26 protein-coding genes are annotated in these 19,472 nt (G+C 33.6%); 14 read left to right on the top strand and 12 right to left on the bottom strand.

Translation table 11 applies throughout. The features are described 5' to 3' along the window. Positions 1-23: 23 nt before the first annotated feature. From ftsY to rpmB, 4 genes are all read right to left on the bottom strand, one after another. Positions 24-977: a signal recognition particle-docking protein FtsY gene (gene ftsY, locus ABW637_RS19125; RefSeq protein ID WP_367586327.1), complete on the bottom strand. Its 954-nt coding sequence runs from the start codon at positions 975-977 to the stop codon at positions 24-26. 127 nt (positions 978-1,104) lie between these two features. Further along, on the bottom strand, positions 1,105-1,257 hold the full coding sequence (locus ABW637_RS19120; protein WP_201922289.1) for a DUF4295 domain-containing protein: 153 nt from the start codon (positions 1,255-1,257) through the stop codon (positions 1,105-1,107). A 6-nt stretch (positions 1,258-1,263) separates the two neighbouring features. Next, complete coding sequence (rpmG, locus tag ABW637_RS19115) at positions 1,264-1,446, bottom strand: 50S ribosomal protein L33 (RefSeq protein ID WP_027395522.1); 183 nt, start codon at positions 1,444-1,446, stop codon at positions 1,264-1,266. 26 nt (positions 1,447-1,472) lie between these two features. Next, complete coding sequence (rpmB, locus tag ABW637_RS19110) at positions 1,473-1,712, bottom strand: 50S ribosomal protein L28 (protein WP_210195611.1); 240 nt, start codon at positions 1,710-1,712, stop codon at positions 1,473-1,475. Positions 1,713-1,947: 235 nt separating this feature from the next. Between rpmB and ABW637_RS19105 the strand changes: the two genes are divergently transcribed. From ABW637_RS19105 to ABW637_RS19090, 4 genes are all read left to right on the top strand, one after another. Further along, entirely contained in the window at positions 1,948-2,349 is a 402-nt protein-coding gene (locus ABW637_RS19105; protein ID WP_367586326.1) for a hypothetical protein, read from the top strand. Between the two features lie 77 nt (positions 2,350-2,426). After that, positions 2,427-2,828 carry a hypothetical protein gene (locus tag ABW637_RS19100; RefSeq protein ID WP_367586325.1) on the top strand — a complete coding sequence of 134 codons (402 nt, stop codon included), beginning with the start codon at positions 2,427-2,429 and terminating at the stop codon, positions 2,826-2,828. A 139-nt stretch (positions 2,829-2,967) separates the two neighbouring features. Further along, positions 2,968-3,369: a hypothetical protein gene (locus ABW637_RS19095; protein ID WP_367586324.1), complete on the top strand. Its 402-nt coding sequence runs from the start codon at positions 2,968-2,970 to the stop codon at positions 3,367-3,369. Between the two features lie 142 nt (positions 3,370-3,511). Next, the gene (locus tag ABW637_RS19090) at positions 3,512-3,892 is read left to right on the top strand and encodes a hypothetical protein (protein WP_367586323.1); all 381 of its coding nucleotides are present in this window, start codon (positions 3,512-3,514) and stop codon (positions 3,890-3,892) included. Positions 3,893-3,917: 25 nt separating this feature from the next. Here the strand turns inward: ABW637_RS19090 and ABW637_RS19085 are convergent, their stop codons facing one another. The 5 genes from ABW637_RS19085 to ABW637_RS19065 form a co-directional block, all read right to left on the bottom strand. Beyond that, a complete protein-coding gene (locus ABW637_RS19085; protein WP_367586322.1) occupies positions 3,918-5,159 on the bottom strand; it encodes a CinA family nicotinamide mononucleotide deamidase-related protein in 1,242 nt (413 codons plus the stop codon). A gap of 5 nt (positions 5,160-5,164) precedes the next feature. Next, positions 5,165-5,503 carry an Hpt domain-containing protein gene (locus ABW637_RS19080; protein WP_367586321.1) on the bottom strand — a complete coding sequence of 113 codons (339 nt, stop codon included), beginning with the start codon at positions 5,501-5,503 and terminating at the stop codon, positions 5,165-5,167. Then, the gene (locus ABW637_RS19075) at positions 5,504-6,115 is read right to left on the bottom strand and encodes a fumarylacetoacetate hydrolase family protein (RefSeq protein WP_367586320.1); all 612 of its coding nucleotides are present in this window, start codon (positions 6,113-6,115) and stop codon (positions 5,504-5,506) included. Between the two features lie 22 nt (positions 6,116-6,137). Beyond that, positions 6,138-6,917, bottom strand: coding sequence for an exonuclease domain-containing protein (locus ABW637_RS19070; RefSeq protein ID WP_367586319.1), 780 nt, complete (start codon positions 6,915-6,917; stop codon positions 6,138-6,140). A gap of 80 nt (positions 6,918-6,997) precedes the next feature. Continuing rightward, a complete protein-coding gene (locus tag ABW637_RS19065; RefSeq protein WP_367586318.1) occupies positions 6,998-7,684 on the bottom strand; it encodes a metal-dependent transcriptional regulator in 687 nt (228 codons plus the stop codon). 50 nt (positions 7,685-7,734) lie between these two features. On the opposite strand from ABW637_RS19065, the gene ABW637_RS19060 reads away from it, so the two are divergent. From ABW637_RS19060 to ABW637_RS19030, 7 genes are read left to right on the top strand one after another with little or no spacing between them, the layout of a single operon-like run. Continuing rightward, entirely contained in the window at positions 7,735-9,963 is a 2,229-nt protein-coding gene (locus ABW637_RS19060; RefSeq protein ID WP_367586317.1) for a TonB-dependent receptor, read from the top strand. A gap of 1 nt (position 9,964) precedes the next feature. Then, positions 9,965-10,441 (top strand): thioredoxin family protein, encoded by a 477-nt coding sequence (locus ABW637_RS19055; protein ID WP_367586316.1) that lies wholly within the window; start codon positions 9,965-9,967, stop codon positions 10,439-10,441. Further along, positions 10,438-11,352 (top strand): metal ABC transporter solute-binding protein, Zn/Mn family, encoded by a 915-nt coding sequence (locus ABW637_RS19050; protein WP_367586315.1) that lies wholly within the window; start codon positions 10,438-10,440, stop codon positions 11,350-11,352. Before ABW637_RS19055 ends, ABW637_RS19050 begins: the two co-directional genes overlap by 4 nt. Further along, positions 11,352-12,089, top strand: a complete 738-nt coding sequence (locus tag ABW637_RS19045) for a metal ABC transporter ATP-binding protein (RefSeq protein WP_367586314.1) — start codon at positions 11,352-11,354, stop codon at positions 12,087-12,089. The genes ABW637_RS19050 and ABW637_RS19045 overlap by 1 nt, the downstream gene beginning before the upstream one ends. Before the next feature lie 5 nt (positions 12,090-12,094). Continuing rightward, on the top strand, positions 12,095-13,225 hold the full coding sequence (locus tag ABW637_RS19040; protein ID WP_367586313.1) for a metal ABC transporter permease: 1,131 nt from the start codon (positions 12,095-12,097) through the stop codon (positions 13,223-13,225). Then, positions 13,218-14,378, top strand: coding sequence for a metal ABC transporter permease (locus ABW637_RS19035; protein ID WP_367586312.1), 1,161 nt, complete (start codon positions 13,218-13,220; stop codon positions 14,376-14,378). The genes ABW637_RS19040 and ABW637_RS19035 overlap by 8 nt, the downstream gene beginning before the upstream one ends. Positions 14,379-14,417: 39 nt before the next feature. Beyond that, the gene (locus ABW637_RS19030; protein ID WP_367586311.1) at positions 14,418-14,780 is read left to right on the top strand and encodes a hypothetical protein; all 363 of its coding nucleotides are present in this window, start codon (positions 14,418-14,420) and stop codon (positions 14,778-14,780) included. Between the two features lie 84 nt (positions 14,781-14,864). Here ABW637_RS19030 and ABW637_RS19025 read toward each other — a convergent pair whose 3' ends face one another. From ABW637_RS19025 to recR, 3 genes are all read right to left on the bottom strand, one after another. Beyond that, entirely contained in the window at positions 14,865-16,205 is a 1,341-nt protein-coding gene (locus tag ABW637_RS19025; RefSeq protein ID WP_367586310.1) for a dihydrolipoamide acetyltransferase family protein, read from the bottom strand. A 90-nt stretch (positions 16,206-16,295) separates the two neighbouring features. Further along, a complete protein-coding gene (locus ABW637_RS19020) occupies positions 16,296-17,405 on the bottom strand; it encodes a glycosyltransferase family 2 protein (protein ID WP_367586417.1) in 1,110 nt (369 codons plus the stop codon). Between the two features lie 44 nt (positions 17,406-17,449). Further along, positions 17,450-18,070, bottom strand: a complete 621-nt coding sequence (gene recR, locus ABW637_RS19015; RefSeq protein WP_367586309.1) for a recombination mediator RecR — start codon at positions 18,068-18,070, stop codon at positions 17,450-17,452. A gap of 107 nt (positions 18,071-18,177) precedes the next feature. Here recR and ABW637_RS19010 point away from each other — a divergent pair, with 107 nt between their 5' ends. From ABW637_RS19010 to ABW637_RS19000, 3 genes are all read left to right on the top strand, one after another. Next, positions 18,178-18,345 (top strand): hypothetical protein, encoded by a 168-nt coding sequence (locus tag ABW637_RS19010; protein WP_367586308.1) that lies wholly within the window; start codon positions 18,178-18,180, stop codon positions 18,343-18,345. Positions 18,346-18,455: 110 nt separating this feature from the next. Continuing rightward, positions 18,456-19,031, top strand: coding sequence for a cob(I)yrinic acid a,c-diamide adenosyltransferase (locus ABW637_RS19005; protein WP_367586307.1), 576 nt, complete (start codon positions 18,456-18,458; stop codon positions 19,029-19,031). Between the two features lie 137 nt (positions 19,032-19,168). Next, positions 19,169-19,390, top strand: coding sequence for a DUF2795 domain-containing protein (locus ABW637_RS19000; RefSeq protein WP_367586306.1), 222 nt, complete (start codon positions 19,169-19,171; stop codon positions 19,388-19,390). Positions 19,391-19,472: the final 82 nt, after the last annotated feature.

Raw genomic sequence — 19,472 nt, 5'->3', positions numbered from 1 at the left:
TTATTTTGAAGGTTTTTTTGTGTTTATTTAAAAAAGGAATCAACAAATTCATATTTATTAAACACTTGAAGATCTTCTATACCTTCTCCTACTCCAATATACTTTACAGGAATCTGAAACTGATCACTAATACCAATAACCACTCCTCCTTTAGCCGTACCATCTAGTTTTGTTACTGCCAACGAAGTAACTTCTGTAGCCGCTGTAAACTGTTTTGCTTGTTCAAAAGCATTCTGACCTGTAGATCCGTCTAAAACAAGTAATACATCATGTGGAGCATCCCCAATGACCTTCTGCATCACTCGTTTTACTTTCGTTAATTCGTTCATCAAATTAACCTTGTTATGTAATCGTCCTGCCGTATCAATAATGATAACATCTGCATCTTGATTGACTCCAGATTGCAAGGTATCAAATGCTACAGAAGCGGGATCACTTCCCATAGCTTGTTTAACAATAGGAACATCAACTCTATCTGCCCACACCTGTAATTGATCTATAGCAGCTGCCCTAAACGTATCTGCTGCTCCCAATACAACTTTTAATCCCTTGTTTTTAAATTGATGTGCCAGCTTGCCAATAGTCGTAGTTTTACCCACTCCATTAACTCCAACAACCATTAAAACATAGGGCTTCTTGTCTTTAGGGATTTCAAAATCTACCGCTTCACCTACATTAGTTTCTGAGAGTAAATTAGCTATTTCTTCGTGTAATATTTGATTCAACTCTTCTGTTCCCAAATATTTATCTTTTGCTACACGATTCTCTATTCTTTCAATAATCTTGATGGTGGTTTTTACCCCAACATCACTAGAGACCAACACCTCTTCAAGTTCATCCAACACCTCATCATCAACCTTGGACTTACCGGCTACTGCTTTACCTAATTTAGAAAAAAAACTTGCTTTAGATTTTTCTAATCCTTTATCTAGTGTTTCCTTTTTTTCTGAAGAAAATATATTCTTAAAAATTCCCATTTCTATTATTCAATATACTGTAAATTCAAAAATTGAATTCGCTTAATTAGACTACCTAAATATAAAAAGAAAGAGCCATTCCAATACAATTGAAACGGCTTCTTTTTAAAAGATTTTAAAAGGGAAACTACTTTTGCTTTAAAAAGTCATTTACAGCCTCTGGTGCCATGATAGACTCGACAAAAGTATAAGCTCCAGTTTTAGGAGATTTTACCATTTTAATGGCCTTAGTTAATCTTTTTGACCCTGTCTGTAACGATGCTACTGATTTCTTTGCCATGTCTTATTATTTAATTTCTTTATGAACAGTCATTTTCTTTAGAATAGGATTAAATTTCTTTATTTCCATTCTATCCGGAGTGTTCTTTTTGTTCTTTGTTGTAATATATCGTGATGTACCAGGTTTACCTGAAGCTTTATGCTCTGTACATTCTAAGATTACTTGTACTCTGTTACCTTTCTTTGCCATTTGTAGTATCTTTTAAAAAGGGGAAATTATTTAGTTAAAAAACCTTTAGCTCTTGCTTCTTTTAAAACAGCAGAGATCCCATTCTTATTTATATTTTTTAATGCCGAAGTAGACACTTTTAGTGTTATCCATCGATCTTCTTCTGGAATATAAAAACGCTTTTTGATCAAATTCGCATTGAATTTACGTTTTGTTTTATTCATCGCGTGAGAAACATTGTTTCCTACCATTGCTTTTTTACCTGTAAGCTCGCAAACTCTTGACATCTCTTCTTAATTTTGGTATTATTTCAAAACAGGGTGCAAATTAACGAATTATTTAGTGAACCACCAATAATAGTTTAGTAATTTTTTCTGTTTTTTTATTTTCCCTGTTTCCTGTCTCTCAAAACGAAAATTAGGAGGTTTTGCTCACGCAAAAAAACATTTACCTCAACATGCATATGGTCAAACCATAAATTTTCATATTTATTATATATTTTAGCAATACAAATCCATCAAAATGGTTGAAAACTTTAAAGGATCACTTATCCAAAAGCATGAAATCGACATAGGAATATTTTATTTCTACGAAAATTTTGTTGTTGGTGAAGTTAACGAAGGATCTGACCTTAACTTTGAAAGCGGAAAGAAACTATATCAGCTAATCGAAACATATTACAAAGGTACGATTCCTTATGTTTACATTTCTAACAGGGTTAATTCATATTCTTTTAAACCCACCAGAATTCATGGGTCAGCAAAAAAATTCCCTAATCTTAAAGGCTACGCAATAGTCACATACGATCCTGTGAATCATAAAATAGCATGTCTTGAAAAAACATTCGCAGATATCCCAACAGAGGTTTTCGATACCCTAGAAGATGGGATTATCTGGTCTAAAAAAATGACTGAAGTAAAGTAAACGAGAGTTCAGAAAAATCTTTAAATATTGATTTTTAGCATTCATTAGTTTATCTTGGATCTACCAACTTATATATTATGACCCGAGAGATTAATAAAAAGCTCATCAAGAAGCATGTTCTTGATATTGGCTCTGTCTATTTTTATGAAAATTTTGTAGTCACCGAAATAAACGAAGGAATTGTTTTTAATTTTGAAAAAGCGACAAAGTTATTTCAACTTGGCAAACATTATTATGGAAACAAAACTCCATTTGTTTACATTTCAAATCGAATAAACTCCTATTCTTTTGAGCCAACGGCTCATATGAAATCCAAAGAATTGTTTCCAAACCTAAAAGGAGTCGCAGTGGTTATTCACAACCCTGTAAGTCATAAAGTTGCCGAACTAGAAAAAGCTTTTTTAAGTAAACCATCCGAAATATTCTATACCTTAGAAAACGCAATTGAATGGGTTGAAAAATTAATTTTACCAGATTGATTGTAAAAAGCTACTCATTGTATGTTATTTTTTCTCTTCTTTTCTTTAATTAACAAAGATGTTCAAGGCAAAACAAATTATGAGATTTTTGATTTTTTCGCTACTATATTGTATATTAGTTAGCTAACAACTTTTTTAAATGATCCAGAGTAGTACCAAAAATTTAATTAAAAAGCATGATCTAAATATTGGATCTGTTTCTTTTTATAAGAATTTTGTGATTTCTGAAATGAAAGAAGGTATTATTTTCGATTATGACAATGCTACCAGATTACTTGAGCTGTGTAATGAATATTATGGAAAAAAAATTCCTTTTATATATATTTCAAACAGAATAAACTCCTACTCTATTAGCCCTACTGGGCACTTTAAATCCTCAAAAATGTTTCCTAATCTAAAAGGGTATGGTGTTGTTAGCTATAATTCTATTAATAATGGAGTTGCAAAACTAGAACAGTCATTCCTAAATATACCTACAAATATTTTTAACAATCTCGAGGATGCCATTCGTTGGACAGAAGAAATAATTACTCCAGATTAAAGCGAGTAGGTAAGTTGTTTTTATAATATTTTCGCGAAAAATCTTTCATCGAACTTCTTAAAACCTAATTTAAAGTAGCAAGATTAAGAAGAATTATACCTGTAATTCTTTAGTAAATTCATATATCCCAAAATCTAGAATAATGAAAAGCGATACAACAGATTATTTATTAGAAAAATATATTACGAACATAGGTACGTACTACTTTTATAATCAATATATTATTGCAGAGATCATAGAAGGAGCCAAAGTCAATTTAGAACAAACCAATAAATTAATTCCATTGATTAATAAGCATTATGGCAACGAAAAATCTTTTGGATACATTTCAAACAGAATAAACTCCTATGCAATCTCCCCTTTAAACCACCTACAGTGCCCAGGTATAGACATGCCTAATTTTAAAGGGTTTGCCGTAGTTACTTATACTACAACAAGCACTATAAATGTTGAAATTGAAAAACGCTTTGTAAAAATACCCTTTAAACAATTTAATAGTGTAGCTGAAGCATCCAATGGATAAATAACCTATAGTCTATTAAAAACATCTACATTAATTCATCAAGCAGCATTTCTGACGCCTTAACTACTGCTTTACCAATTGTTTTCTCTCGTAGATTGCTAAATACATATTTTTTCGAAAAAACTGTATCTGGAGTAGCAATAGCTATAAAAACGGTTCCCACCTCTACATCGCCATCTCCTTTTTGGGGTCCTGCATTCCCGGTAGTTGCAATTGCGTAATCTGATTTAAACTTCTCTCTAACAGTTAATGCCATAGCTTCTGCCACCTCTGCACTAGTTACCGTATGTTTATCAACAACACTTGCATCTATCCCCAGAACATCAATTTTAGATTGCGTGGCATAAGTAACCGCTCCTCCCTTAAAATACGCAGATGCCCCTGCATTTCTAGTAAAAGATTGTGCAATTTTACCTCCTGTACAACTTTCTGCTACCGAGAGTGTTTTACCTTTTTTAATTAGTAATTGACCTATCCTTACTTCTATCGTCTCATCTTCTTCATACCCCACTATAATTTCTCCAATAATTCGTTGAAGTTCTTCTACTCTAGTTTCGATAGTATCTTCAAGAAGTTTTTTATCTTTTCCTCTAGCCGAAAGACGTAATCGCACTCTACCTAGATTAGGCAAATATGCTAACTTAATAAATGACGGCAAGTTATCCTCCCAATCTTCGATTTTTGCAGCTATTGCGCTTTCTCCCATACCATAGGTAAGTACGGTTTTATGGATGATATACGGTCTATCAAATCTTTTTTGTAACCTGGGCAGCACTTCATTTTTCATTAAACCTTTCATTTCATAAGGAACTCCAGGCATAGATATAAACACTTTATCGTTTTGCTCCATCCACATTCCAGGAGCAGTACCGTAAAGGTTCATTAGAGCAGTAGATTTACCAGGCACTAATGCTTGTTGACGATTAATATCAGAAATCGGTGTAGAAATATATTTCGCAAATAACTCTTCTATATGTTTTAGTACTACATCATTCTGCACTAAATCATCGTTAAAATATTGACAAAAAGTATGCTTCGTAATATCATCTTTTGTAGGTCCAAGACCACCTGTAAGCAGTATAATATCTACTCGTTTTCGAGCTTCTTCTAGAGCATTTAAAATATCTTGTTTATCATCACGTATTGAAGTAATCTGAAGGACATCGACACCTATCTTGTTGAGCGCTTTGCCAATAAAAGCAGAGTTAGAGTCGATAATTTGACCTATAAGAATTTCATCTCCTATGGTAATTATTTCCGCCAGCATACAGTTTATTGAAAATCGGCTTTCAAATTCTCAATAGCACCATTTACAGTAACCACAATATGATCAAGAACAGGCTTTATTTCTTCTTTAGCTTTTTTTGTCTTAGACCATGCCTCTATCTGTTTAATCTGTGATAAAAGATCAATGTCAAATAATTGAAGATTAGGTTTCATCTTATGCGCATATTGATATGCCATTTGTGGGTTATCTGATTCTACAGCTTGCACCATGCTATCAAGATCTGGCGGTATTTCTTCTAAAAAAGTTTGTACTAACACAGCTATAAACTCATTATCGCCACCAGATAATTCATCTACATTTTTTAAACTATATCCTTTGCTCATTTACTTTACTTTTATTGAAAAAATTTGTTTGTCGCTAATATATCCTGTCAAAATATCTTCTGGTTTTACAGGACCAACACCTGCAGGTGTTCCTGTAAATATAACATCTCCTATCTTTAAAGTAAAATATTTTGAAACATATTCTATTAATTCATCAATCTTCCATAACATAAATCTGGTGTTTCCTTGCTGAACAATTTCCTCATTTTTCTCTAAATGAAAATCAATGTCGTTAACATCACCCAACTTATCTTTTTCAACCCAATTACCAATAACAGCAGCACCATCAAAGGCCTTGGCTTTCTCCCATGGTAATCCTTTTTCTTTTAAATTACTTTGCAGATCACGAGCAGTAAAATCTATTCCTAAACCGATTTGATCATAATATTTATGAGCAAATTTTTTATCAATATATTTTCCGACCTTCTTGATTTTTACCAATATTTCTACTTCATGATGCACGTCGTTAGAAAAATCGGGAATAAAAAAAGGTTGTTTTTTTAATAAGATTGAAGTATCCGGTTTCATGAAAACCACAGGATCCGTTGGTCTTTCATTTTCCAGTTCTTCGATATGATCTGTATAATTACGTCCTATACAAATAAGTTTCATTAGGTAAAGATGCTATTAGAGGTTATAAATTTAGACTATTATTCAGTTTACGAAGTCTAACTGCAGTAAGAACTTTTTTAGTATATAAGGGAAAATCTGCATTTTGTATCCATCCAAAATATCCCGGCTCATCATCCATAACCTGCTCTACCAACTTACCTTTATGTTTACCAAAGGAGAAGATTTCTTTCCCATTATCATCATAAGCAATAAAACCAGCAAAATCGGCGTATTGTTTTCGAGAACTATAGTCTGCTAAAAATTTAATATCATTTTCTAATTCAGAATATCGATCCAGTTGAGCTTTTAAAACCTCATATGTAGCATTAGTATCTGCCTCGGCAGAGTGAGCATCTTCTAAATCTTTGTCACAATAGAATTTATAAGCCGCTGATAATGTTCTTTTTTCCATTTTATGATAAATGGTTTGCACATCAACTGCAACTGTATTTTTCATATCAAAATCGAGTCCTACTCTTAGTAGTTCTTCTGCCAATAAAGGGATATCAAACCTATTAGAGTTAAACCCTCCCAGATCGCATCCTTTGATCATTTCACTAACTTTAGTCGCCAGCTGTTTAAATGTAGGTTCATTAGCAACCTTAGCATCATCAATACCATGTACGGCGGTAGTTTCTGGAGGAATAGGCATTTCAGGATTTACTAACCAGGTTTTACTTTCCTGAGTACCATTTGGAAATATTTTTAGAATAGAAATTTCGACAATTCGATCTTTAGAAATATTTACACCGGTAGTTTCAAGATCGAAAAAACATATCGGCTTTTTTAAATTAAGCTCCATAAATTGATTGTGTGATACCCAAAGATAACAGCTATTCTTTAACATTGTTATAGCCTAACTCTATTTTAACATTTACAAAATTACAGGATCTTCTTAACAAATACATTATCAGCAAATTTACGTGTTACAGTTTCTATCCCATTATTAAACTCTATCCGAATAGATTTATCAAACTCTCTTATTTCAATAATTTTTATCTCACTACTCAATACTAAACCTATTTCTGAAACATATTTCAAAAAATTAACCGATCCATCATTTACAGCTTCTAATTGACAAACATCTCCTTCTGATAATGAAGACAGCATTACCTTAGGTAAAATCGAGTAATCACCATCTGCACCAGGAATCAATTCACCATGAGGGTCTTTCTTGGGAAAATCCATGAATCGATCTAATTCATTGATCAATTTATGGGATTTTACATGTTCTAACTGTTCTGCAACCTCATGAACCTCATCCCAGGTAAAGTTCAAATAATCACAAAGAAATGTCTCCCATAATCTATGTTTACGAATCAATCTAACCGCAATAGACTTACCTTCATCTGTTAAATCAAGTTTTCCATATTTTTCGCTCACCACATATTCTTTAACCTTCAACTTCTTAATCATATTATTTGTTGATGCCGGAGACACCTTAAGATACTCTGCTAACTGGTTATTACCAACCTTAGGAGAATTACCCTCTACAAGCAACTGAAAAAGAGCTTTTAAGTAATCTTCTTCACTTTTTGTTAAATTATTCAAATTTAATTTGTTAGTCATGTCTAACTTTTTTAGTTTTGCGACAATAATAAACAAAATTACTAAACCTAATGCAATTAAGAAGAATCATCTTACTTACTTTTTTGAGTTCCCTAAGTTTTTTTTATTCACATTCTCAAGAAACGAATACAAATGGACTATTAAAAGGGACGATATATGATGACAATGGACCACTTCCTTTTGCCAATATATTTATTGAAGGAACTTCATTAGGAAGCTCAAGTGATGAAAATGGAGTTTTCAATATCACTAACATCCCAACTGGAACTTATAAAGTTATAGCTTCTTTTACGGGATATAATTCTATTAAAAAAAAGATTACCATTAATAAGGGAGAAAATAAAATAACCCTTGCCCTTACACAAGGGTCTTCGTTAGACGAAATAGTTATTTCTGGGACACTTAAACCTGTAATACGATCTGAAAGCCCGGTTCCTGTTGAGATTTACAAGCCTTCCTTTTTTAAAAAAAATCCTACTCCTAGTGTTTTTGAAGCATTACAAAATGTAAATGGTGTTCGCCCTCAGATTAATTGTAGTATATGCAACACCGGAGATATACATATTAATGGTTTAGAAGGGCCTTATACCTTGGTTATGATAGACGGAATGCCAATCGTAAGTGGTTTATCAACCGTTTATGGCCTGTCGGGTATTCCTAATTCTTTAATAAACAGAATCGAAATTGTAAAAGGACCAGCCTCTTCGCTATATGGTAGCGAAGCTGTTGGCGGGCTTATCAATATTATTACCAAAAACCCTGAGGTTGCTCCAGAGTTAAGCACCGATGTTTTTGCAACAGGATGGGGCGAAACCAGTATAGATTTTGGAATAAAAGGAAATATCGGAAAAGCAACTACGATTCTTGGAGCTAATTATTTTTACTACGATGAAATCATAGACAAAAATAACGATGGTTTTACTGATCTTACATTACAAGATCGTATTTCAATTTTTAATAAATGGAACTTTAAAAGAAGAAGTAACAAAGCTTTTTCGATTGCTGCAAGGTTTTATTATGAAGATCGATGGGGTGGAGAAAACAACTGGGACAAAACATTTAGAGGTAGCGATGAGATATATGGAGAAAGTATTTACACAACCAGATATGAGCTATTAGGAAACTACGAGTTACCCATTAAAGAATCTGTCAATCTATCATTTTCACTAACAGATCACGATCAAAATTCTTTTTACGGAACAACGAGTTATCAAGCTCAACAGCGAATCGGGTTTTCTCAGATTACCTGGGACAAACCCTTAAAAAATCATGACCTACTTGCGGGAGTTGCAATGAGATACCAGTTCTATGATGATAATACACCAGCTACCGAAAACTTAGCAGGCAATAACCCAGAAGAAATAACAATTCCAAGTGTATTTATACAAGATGAAATAACGTTAGCCCCAAAACATAAACTTCTATTAGGTTCACGATTAGACCTGGATGATCGACACGGAGCTATATTTACTCCAAGACTTGCTTATAAATGGAATCCTAACAAGAAAAATATTTTTAGACTTAATGCAGGAACGGGCTTTAGAGTTGTTAATCTTTTTACTGAAGAACATGCCGCATTAACGGGATCCAGAAATGTAGTAATCGAGGAAGATTTAGACCCAGAAGAATCCTATAATATCAATATAAATTATCTGAAAAAAATATATTTTAACAGTGGAGCTTTTGTAACCTTAGATGCATCAGCTTGGTATACGCATTTCACAAATGCTATTATACCAGACTATGAAACTAGTATAAATGAAATACGATATGGCAACCTTAATGGATATGCAATTTCTCAAGGAATTAGTCTAAATGCAGATGTAAGTTTAGGAAATGGACTAAAAGCACTAGCAGGAATGAGCTTGATGGATGTATCTAACAAGGAAGATGGCATAAAAAGTCGACAAATTTTGACTGAAAATTTCAGTGGAAATTGGGGAGTTACCTACTCCATCCCATCGGCTAGATTATCGTTTGACTATACCGGTAATTTATTTGGACCGATGCGTTTACCTGTACAAGGATTAGACGATCCAAGAAGAGATGAGTCTCCCTGGTTTAGCATCCAAAATATTCAAGCCACTTATAAATCCAAAAATAACCTTGAAATATATGGAGGAGTAAAAAATTTATTAGACTGGACCCCAAGTCAAGGTAACCCGTTTTTAATCGCAGGAGCAAACAATCCTTTTGGAGATGAATTTGACACCACCTATATCTACGCTTCAAATCAGGGTATACGAGGTTTTCTAGGTCTGCGATATACATTATTGTAGCATGAAGTTGTATCTAAAAATATTATTCTTTATTAGCTTTTTAATTATAAGCAACGTACTTTCTGCGCAGATAAAAGAACAGGATTTTGAATCTATAGAACAGACTGTCGATAAAGATCCTAAATTCATCATTATTTTTATACACACCGATTGGTGTATGTATTGTAAGAGTATGGAAAACTCAACATTTAAAAATCCGGAAATCATTAACAAGCTTAATAATGATTTTTATTTTATTTCATTTAATGCAGAAAACCAAGAAACTGTTTTTTTTAGAGAACGTGAGTTTAAATATATCCCCAACGGAAAAAAGACAGGCGTCCACCAGTTAGCCATAGAGTTAGGCATGATCAATAACAAAATTTCTTATCCTACTTTAACTATATTAAATGATAAGTATGAAATTGTTTTTCAACATTCATCATACTTAAACACTAAACAATTAAATCAAATTCTAGAGAAACTTAATGATTCATGAAAAAAATACTATCATTCATAATAATCTTTACGCTAATATTTTCTTGTAAAAAAGAAGCAAAAGAAGAAAATCAAAAACTCAATGTAGTAACCACCACTTCTATGATTACCGATTTGGTTAAAAATATCGGTGGCGATGCAATCGAAGTACAGGGACTCATGGGTAGTGGTGTCGATCCACACTTATATAAAGCCAGTGAAGGTGATGTAACTAAATTAGTGAATGCCGATGTAATTTTCTATAACGGTTTACATCTGGAAGGAAAATTAGTTGAAGTATTCGAAAAAATGGAGCATCAGGATATTAAAACTATTGCTATAGGAGAAAGCTTAGATAAAAGGACATTAATAGGATCAGACTATTTCGCTTCTAACTATGATCCGCATATCTGGTTTACTGTTCAGAATTGGAAACTAATAACAACATTTGTTACTAATCAGCTTGTGATTATAGACTCAAAAAATGCAGAAGTTTTTAAGGTTAATAGCGAAGCATATATGGCAAAACTTAACAAATTAGAAGATAGACTGAAAAAGACAATTGCTACTCTTCCAAAAGAAAAGCGAATTTTGGTTACTGCACATGATGCGTTTAGCTACTTCGGAAAAGCATATGAGTTCAACGTAGTAGGTCTACAAGGATTATCAACAGCAACTGAAGCTGGAGTACAAGACGTACAAAAATTGGCTAATTTTATTATCGAAAACAAAGTGAAAGCTATTTTTGTTGAAACTTCGGTTCCTAAGCGTACTATAGAAGCTTTACAAGCTGCAGTAAAATCTAAAAATCATGAAGTTACTATCGGAGGAACACTATTCTCTGATGCTCTAGGTAATGCTGGAACTATAGAAGGTACTTATATCGGTATGTTCGAATACAATGTAAACACGATTATAAACGCATTGAAATAATGGAAAATAAAATCGCTGTTCAGATAGATGACCTCACAGTAGCCTATAACTACAAACCTGTTTTATGGGATATTGACCTTGCTATTCCCGAAGGTGTCCTTATGGCAATCGTAGGTCCAAATGGAGCAGGAAAATCCACTCTGATTAAATCGATTTTGGACATCATTAACCCTATTGCCGGTAGTGTACAAATCTATGGCAAACCCTATAAGAAACAGCGATCACTGGTAGCTTATGTTCCTCAAAAAGGAAGTGTAGACTGGGATTTCCCTACCACTGCCCTAGATGTCGTCATGATGGGTACCTATGGAAGCTTAGGGTGGATCAAAAGACCTGGTCAGAAAGAAAAAAAAGCTGCTCTAGAAGCTCTGGAAAAAGTAGGAATGCTTGCTTTTAAAAACAGACAAATCAGTCAACTTTCGGGAGGCCAACAACAACGTATCTTTTTAGCAAGAGCTTTGGTGCAAAATGCAGCAATCTATTTTATGGATGAACCCTTTCAGGGAGTAGATGCTACTACCGAAAAAGCGATTATTAATATCCTCAAGGAACTCAGGAAAGCAGGAAAAACTGTAATTGTAGTGCACCACGACTTACAAACCGTGCCAGAATATTTTGATTGGGTTACATTCTTAAATGTAAAAAAGATTGCTACCGGACCCGTTAAAGATATTTTCAATGATGATAACCTGACCAAAACCTACGGAATTAATTATAAAGTAGCTGTAAATCAGTAGTAGTTATGAATTTACAAGAATACATAGAGCTTGTTTTTACCGATTATACGCTACGCACAATAACATTAGGCACAGCGGTGCTCGGTGCAATCTGCGGTATGTTAGGTAGTTTTGCTGTGTTAAGAAAACAAAGTCTATTGGGAGACGCCATTTCTCATGCTGCCCTACCAGGCATAGCTATTGCTTTTTTAATCATTGGCACCAAGAATAGTTCTATTTTTTTATTAGGTGCACTTATAAGTGGATTAATTGGAACCTTTTGGATTAGAGGGATAACTAAAAATACACACCTTAAATCTGATACTGCTCTTGGACTTATCTTATCCTTGTTTTTTGGCTTTGGAATGCTATTACTTACTTATATTCAGAAAATGCCAAATGCCAATCAGGCTGGTTTAGAAAGTTATCTTTTTGGTCAGGCAGCTACCCTTTTAGAAAGCGATGTATGGCTTATGGTTATTGTTACCAGTATTAGCCTAGTGATTCTGCTATTATTCTGGAAAGAACTCAAAATACTGCTATTTGATGCAGACTACACTAAAACATTAGGGTTTAATACTCGGTTTTTAGATATTCTTATTACATCTTTTATTGTTATTGCTATTGTTCTTGGGTTACAAACCGTAGGAGTAGTATTAATGAGTGCTATGCTATTAGCTCCTGCAGCAGCTGCAAGACAATGGACAAATAGCCTAGGTATCATGGTAATTTTGGCCGCTATATTTGGAGCGTTATCCGGTGTCGTAGGTACTGCAATTAGTGCTAGTCATAACAATCTATCAACTGGGCCTGTAATTGTTTTGGTTGCAGGTGTATTTGTATTATTTTCTTTTATCTTTTCTCCAGGACGTGGGTTACTGTTTCGAGAAATACGATTTAGAAAAAACAGAAATGATCTTCAATTACATAAGACTTTATCATTTATGTATAACATTGCTAAAACACATGAAGATATTGCACATCCACATGCCATTAAAATTCTTAATAATTTTCAAGGGTTCACAAGAAAATCACTTCAAAAATTAGAAGACAAAGACTATGTTAAGATACAAGGTAATATGTGGTCTATGACAGCATCAGGATATCAAACTGCAGCCAACTTGTATAATCAATTAACCAGCAATAAAGATGAGTAGCGCACAGATAGAAATACAATTAATAGCAAGTTTAGTCGCTATAGCATGCGCTATTCCTGGCACGTTTTTAGTTTTGCGAAAAATGGCTCTAATAACAGATGCCATAAGTCATTCTATTTTACCAGGTATCGTAATCGGTTTTTTTATTACTCATGATTTATCATCTCCATTGCTTATTATCATGGCGGCAGCTAGCGGAGTACTCACGGTTGTACTAGTAGAATTCATTCAAAAAACAGGATTAGTTAAGGAAGATACTGCTATTGGACTCGTTTTCCCTGCACTTTTTAGTATAGGAATAATCCTTATTGCACAAAATGCAAATGATGTACATTTAGATATCGATGCCGTTTTATTAGGAGAACTTGCCTTTGCCCCTTTTGACAGACTAATTTTAGGAGGAACAGATATTGGTCCTAAGTCCTTATGGATCATTGGTACTATTTTATTGATCACTCTAGGGTTGCTTTTTGCCTTTTTTAAAGAGTTAAAAGTGAGCACCTTTGATGCCGGACTTGCCTCTGCATTAGGTCTATCCCCAGTTATCATGCATTATGGATTAATGACTGTATCCTCAATTACTACCGTTGGAGCATTTGATGCCGTAGGAGCTATTTTAGTTATTGCATTAATGATTGCACCAGCTGCCACCGCATATCTACTAACAAACGATCTCAAAAAGATGTTGTTATTAGCCATATTATTTGGAGTTAGTAGTGCCATTATTGGATATTGGGTAGCTCATGGATTAGATACTTCTATTTCGGGGTCTATGACCACAGTATTGGGGTTAATTTTCTTATTCGTTTATTTATTCGCCCCTAATAAAGGACTATTCTCAGTACTTTATCGACAAAAACAACAACGTATAGAAGTCTCTTTACTTACTTTTCTCCTTCATTTAGGAAATCATCAAGAGGAAGAAGAACGACATGTAAAACACCTAAATGAGCATATAAACTGGCAAAAGGTAAGGTCTAAATCTGTATTAGATTTGGCTACGAAAAACAATATGATCACTATTAATAATGATATTGTTTCACTCACCCAAAAAGGAGAAAAATTTACCTCTGAAGCTATTGATTATATACTAACCAATAAGAATGCAGAAATTGAAAACATGAAAGATCGGTTCTTTCTTTTCAGAGGATAAAATTGGTATATTTATAGGAAAAAGTAATTGTCCATTTTCGTGAAAAAAAACACTGTAATCTTATTCGCTATCTTATTGGTTGGTTTTTTATCTTATTCTCAAGAAAAGCCAGTTCGATTAGTTGAGGAAAAACAGAAAAAGCGAACTATTCTGTATGTTCAAAATGATACAAATGCCGAAAAGAGCGTGTTTTTAAAAGTAAACCCAACCGGATACCGTAGAAGTGCGCAACGACCAATTATTAAAAAGATTCCGGCAAAAAGTAAGGTACAGATGCTTATTCTTATTCCTTTAACCGATGTAGAATCTAATTACACCTATGATCTAATTATAAATGACGAATTAGAAACTATTGATGTAAAACGAAGCAGAGAGTTAAAAAAGAGGGATAGTATTAACTAATTTTCTATGTACTACATACTACCGCTACATTAAAAAAACCACAGCATAGCAACTGTGGTTTTTTAACATTTATATTTTACCCTCCTAGAATTCCCTATTCACATCAAAAGCTTCTAGATAATCTTTTACTCGTTGCACAAACTGCCCTCCAAGTGCTCCATTAACCACTCTATGATCATAAGAATGAGATAAGAACATTTTATAACGAATGCCTATAAAATCACCATCTGGCGTTTCGATAACCGCAGGAACTTTTCTGATAGCTCCAAGTGCTAAAATCGCAACTTGTGGTTGATTGATTATCGGTGTTCCCATAATACTACCAAAAGTACCCACATTAGTTACCGTATACGTCCCACCTTGAATATCATCTGGTTTTAACGCATTATTACGTGCTCGACCAGCCAAATCATTAACTGCTTTAGTCATACCCACTAAATTTAATTGATCTGCATTTTTAATGACAGGTACTATAAGATTACCATCTGCTAAGGCTGCTGCCATACCAAGGTTTATGTTTTTCTTTTTGATAATTGTATCTCCCGATACAGAAATGTTAATCATCGGAAAATCTCGTATTGCTTTTGCAACAGCTTCCATAAAGATTGGAGTAAATGTAAGGTTCTCTCCTTCTCTCTTCATAAAATCAGCTTTTACCTTTTTTCTCCAATTCCAGATATTAGTTACATCGGCTTCGATAAAAGATTGTACATGAGCAGAGGTCTGCACCGATTCTACCATATGATGTGCAATAAGCTTACCCATTCTGGTCATTTCGATAATCTCATCTTCTCCTGATGCTACTACTGGCGATGGTTTAGAAACCTCTTTTTTAACGGGAGACGCAGCTGGTGCTACTTTTACTTCTTCTTTTACGGGCTGAGTTTCAACCTTACCATTCTTACGATCTTCAACGAATTGAAGAATATCAGTCTTAGTGACACGACCGTCCTTGCCTGTTCCCTGAATAGCCTCTAGTTCTATTAACGAAACACTTTCTGCAGCCGCAATATTCTTTACTAACGGAGAGTAAAACTTACTACTTTCCGAGAAATCGGTTGCACCACCTGTTGTTATTGTTTCAGCAGTTTCTGCTATTTGAGTTTCTATGACTGCTGCCTCTTTAGGAGTTTCTTCAACTGCAATCGTTGTACCTACAGAAGCTTCTTCTACTCCTCCTTCACCTTCTGTTTCTATAATCGCAATGGTTTGCCCTACTTGAACTACATCATCTACTTCAAAAAGCTTTTCTAATAGTACACCTTCTACTTCACTAGGTACCTCACTATCTACCTTATCTGTTGCAATTTCTACAACTGCGTCGTCTAGTTCTATAGTTTCTCCAACTTCTTTTAACCAAGTTGTTATTGTTGCTTCTGCAACACTTTCACCCATCTTTGGAAGTTTAAGCTCGAATTTTGCCATATCCTTAATTAAAAGTGTTTGTATGTTATTTTTTTTGCGAATTTAATTAAAACTTAGCTCAAAAATTAGTTTTTATTTACTAAAGTTTATTTAAAACATCAATACTTCTCCTTTTCCATCATTAAAATCGCTTCCTAGAATATAGTTGCAATTTTTAGGTCTTATTTTAAAGGTAACCGTATTTCCTTTCAGTAATTGCATCTGATTAATGATCTCTCCAAAAGTGCAATAATTATTGTCAAAGATAATCTCGATATTTTGATCTCCCAAATCTTCTTGTTTTATAGCACTACATATCTCAACTTTCTTATCCAATATAGAAGAAATATTTTCAAATAAGACCTTATCCTCAGAAATTAAATAGTACTGATCTATTCTTCTTTTTGTTTTATTATAATTTCGCAAGGACTGTATGATAGATACCATACGTATTGCCATAGAGACCATGAAATCAAGTATCATATTGCTTTTGAAATGTTTTTTATAAAACAAGCGCATAGCACCATAAAAAAGCCTAATATAAGTTGCATTACGATCCATACTTTCTCCTTTATAGTGAACCGCAACTAAGCCTCCTAAATAATAATTTTGAAGCCCGTATTTTTTAATTTTATATGACAAATCAATATCTTCTCCATACATAAAGTAATCTTCATCGAATCCACCCACTGATTGATACACTTCTTTTTTTACTATAAAAAAAGCTCCTACCAAAATGTCTACATCTCCAATTCCGGTTTCGGGGATGTGATCTGCATAATAGCTCTTAACTATCCCTAATTTTACTTTAAAAAGCCTTCGAAAAGAGGTTAAAGGTGATGGGATATTGCGTTTGCTTTCAGGAAGAAAATTTCCTTTACCGTCAATCAACCTTGGACCAACTAAACCTACATTTGGTAGATTTTCTGCTTTGGCTATACTATTGATAAACGTATCAGCTTTTACAACGGTATCTGGATTTAGAATACACAAATATTCGCCTTTAGCAACAGAGGCACCTTGATTATTCGCTTTTGCGAAACCAACATTTTTTTTGTTTTTAACAAAAATCACTTCAGAAAACCTATTCTTGAGTATCGCATAACTCTCATCTGTAGAATTATTATCTATTACAATAATCTCTGCATCCAAAGATGCAATAGCCTCACGCACACTCAATATACATTGTTCTAAAAAAAATCGAACATTATAATTTACTATGATTACAGATAGCTTCAGAAGATAAGTTGTTTACGATCAGGAATTTAAGAGTTTTTTAATGCATTTTCAAAAGGAATTCGATTTACAATACTTCTTCCTAGTGTAATTTCATCGGCATATTCTAACTCATCGTTCACCCCTATTCCTCGAGCAATTGTAGAGGTTTTGACTTCTACTCCGTCTAATTGTTTGTAGATATAAAAATTAGTAGTATCACCTTCCATAGTTGCGCTAAGTGCAAATATTAGTTCTTTCGCTTCTCCAGATTTAACTTTTTCTATCAATGAGCCTATATTTAAGTTTTGTGGCCCTATGCCATCCATGGGGCTTATTTTACCTCCTAAAACATGGTATAAACCTTTATATTGACCTGTACTTTCGATTGCCATTACATCACGAATATCCTCAACTACACAAATTATGTCCTGAATTCGATTAGAATTACTACATATAACACAAGTATCTACATCACTTATACTATGGCATTTCTTACAAAACTTAATTTCTTGCCGTAATGTACCTAAGGCGGTCACCAAATGTTCTGTTTGGGTTTTAGGTTGTCTTAATAGATGTAAAACCAAACGTAATGCAGTTCGCTTTCCTATTCCGGGTAGCTGTGACATTTCGTACACTGCATTTTCTAATAATTTTGATGAGAATTCCATAGCACAGCAAATTTAATGTTTTTAATATACTTCACTTTGCAAATACCAAGTTAATCTTATTATGCAATTAAAAGCATTTTTCTACTTTTACTCTAAAAATAAAAATAATGTTTGATTCTCTTTCTGAAGAAACCCAGCTTATTTTAATGATTATAGGAATCGCTATCTTATTTCTAGCTGTATCATGGAACACAAAACGAAATAAAGACAAGCTGTATGGTCGTAAAAAACGAAACTTTAAAAATAATTATTTAAAAAAGAAGGAAAGAAAATAGGCCTGAAACACCAATTTCATATGAAATAAACATACTATAAGAATTTCAATACTAACCGGAATAATTACTATGCCATTCTATCCGACCTATAAAACAATAAATATAAACACATGAAAATATATACAAAAACAGGAGATAAAGGCACCACAGCCTTATTTGGTGGTACCAGAGTCCCTAAACACCATATTCGCATCGACAGTTATGGCACTGTCGATGAATTAAATTCTCATATTGGGTTGATAAGGGATCAAAAGATTGATCAGCATAGTAAAGACATATTAGTCATTATACAAGATAAGTTATTTACCGCTGGAGCTGTGCTAGCAACAGATCCCGAAAAAGCGATCTTAAAAAGTGGACAGAAAAGATTAAACATTCCAACCATAAGCGATGAAGATATCGAGTTACTCGAAAAAGAAATCGATAAAATGAACGAATCTTTACCACCAATGACTCATTTCGTATTACCTGGAGGACATCAAACGGTGTCATTCTGTCACATTGCTCGTTGTGTATGCCGAAGAGCTGAGCGTTTAGCCACTGCCCTATATGAAATAGAGCCTTTCGAAGAAACTACTTTGAAATACTTAAACCGACTATCTGACTATCTTTTTGTACTGGCACGAAAATTGTCACTCGATCTTAAAGCAGATGAAATTAAGTGGATTCCTTCAAAGAATTCTTAAAGATTTTAGAGCTATAAAATTAGTAAGAGAATATAAAAAAAATTCACGTTCTTATAATTATTGTCTAAATAATTAATTTTTTACTTGACTTTTTAAACTAAAAAATTATTTTTGCAAAAAATTAAACCAGTAAACATATGTATTGGACTTTAGAATTAGCATCATATTTGAGCGATGCGCCTTGGCCTGCTACAAAAGACGAATTAATAGATTATGCAATTCGTACTGGAGCACCTCTGGAGGTTGTAGAAAATTTACAATCTATTGAAGATGAAGGGGATTCATATGACTCGATAGATGAAATATGGCCTGATTATCCTACAGATGAAGATTATCTTTGGAATGAGGATGAATATTAAATATTTAATATAGTATTAAAAGTCTCGAAAGAGGCTTTTTTTTTGCGTAAATTACGCCATTAAATGTGCTATATACAGTATA

The sequence above is a fragment of the Aquimarina penaris genome (genome assembly GCF_040786285.1).
In the GTDB taxonomy this organism is placed as follows: domain Bacteria; phylum Bacteroidota; class Bacteroidia; order Flavobacteriales; family Flavobacteriaceae; genus Aquimarina.
This window is presented reverse-complemented; position numbering and strand designations above follow the sequence as displayed.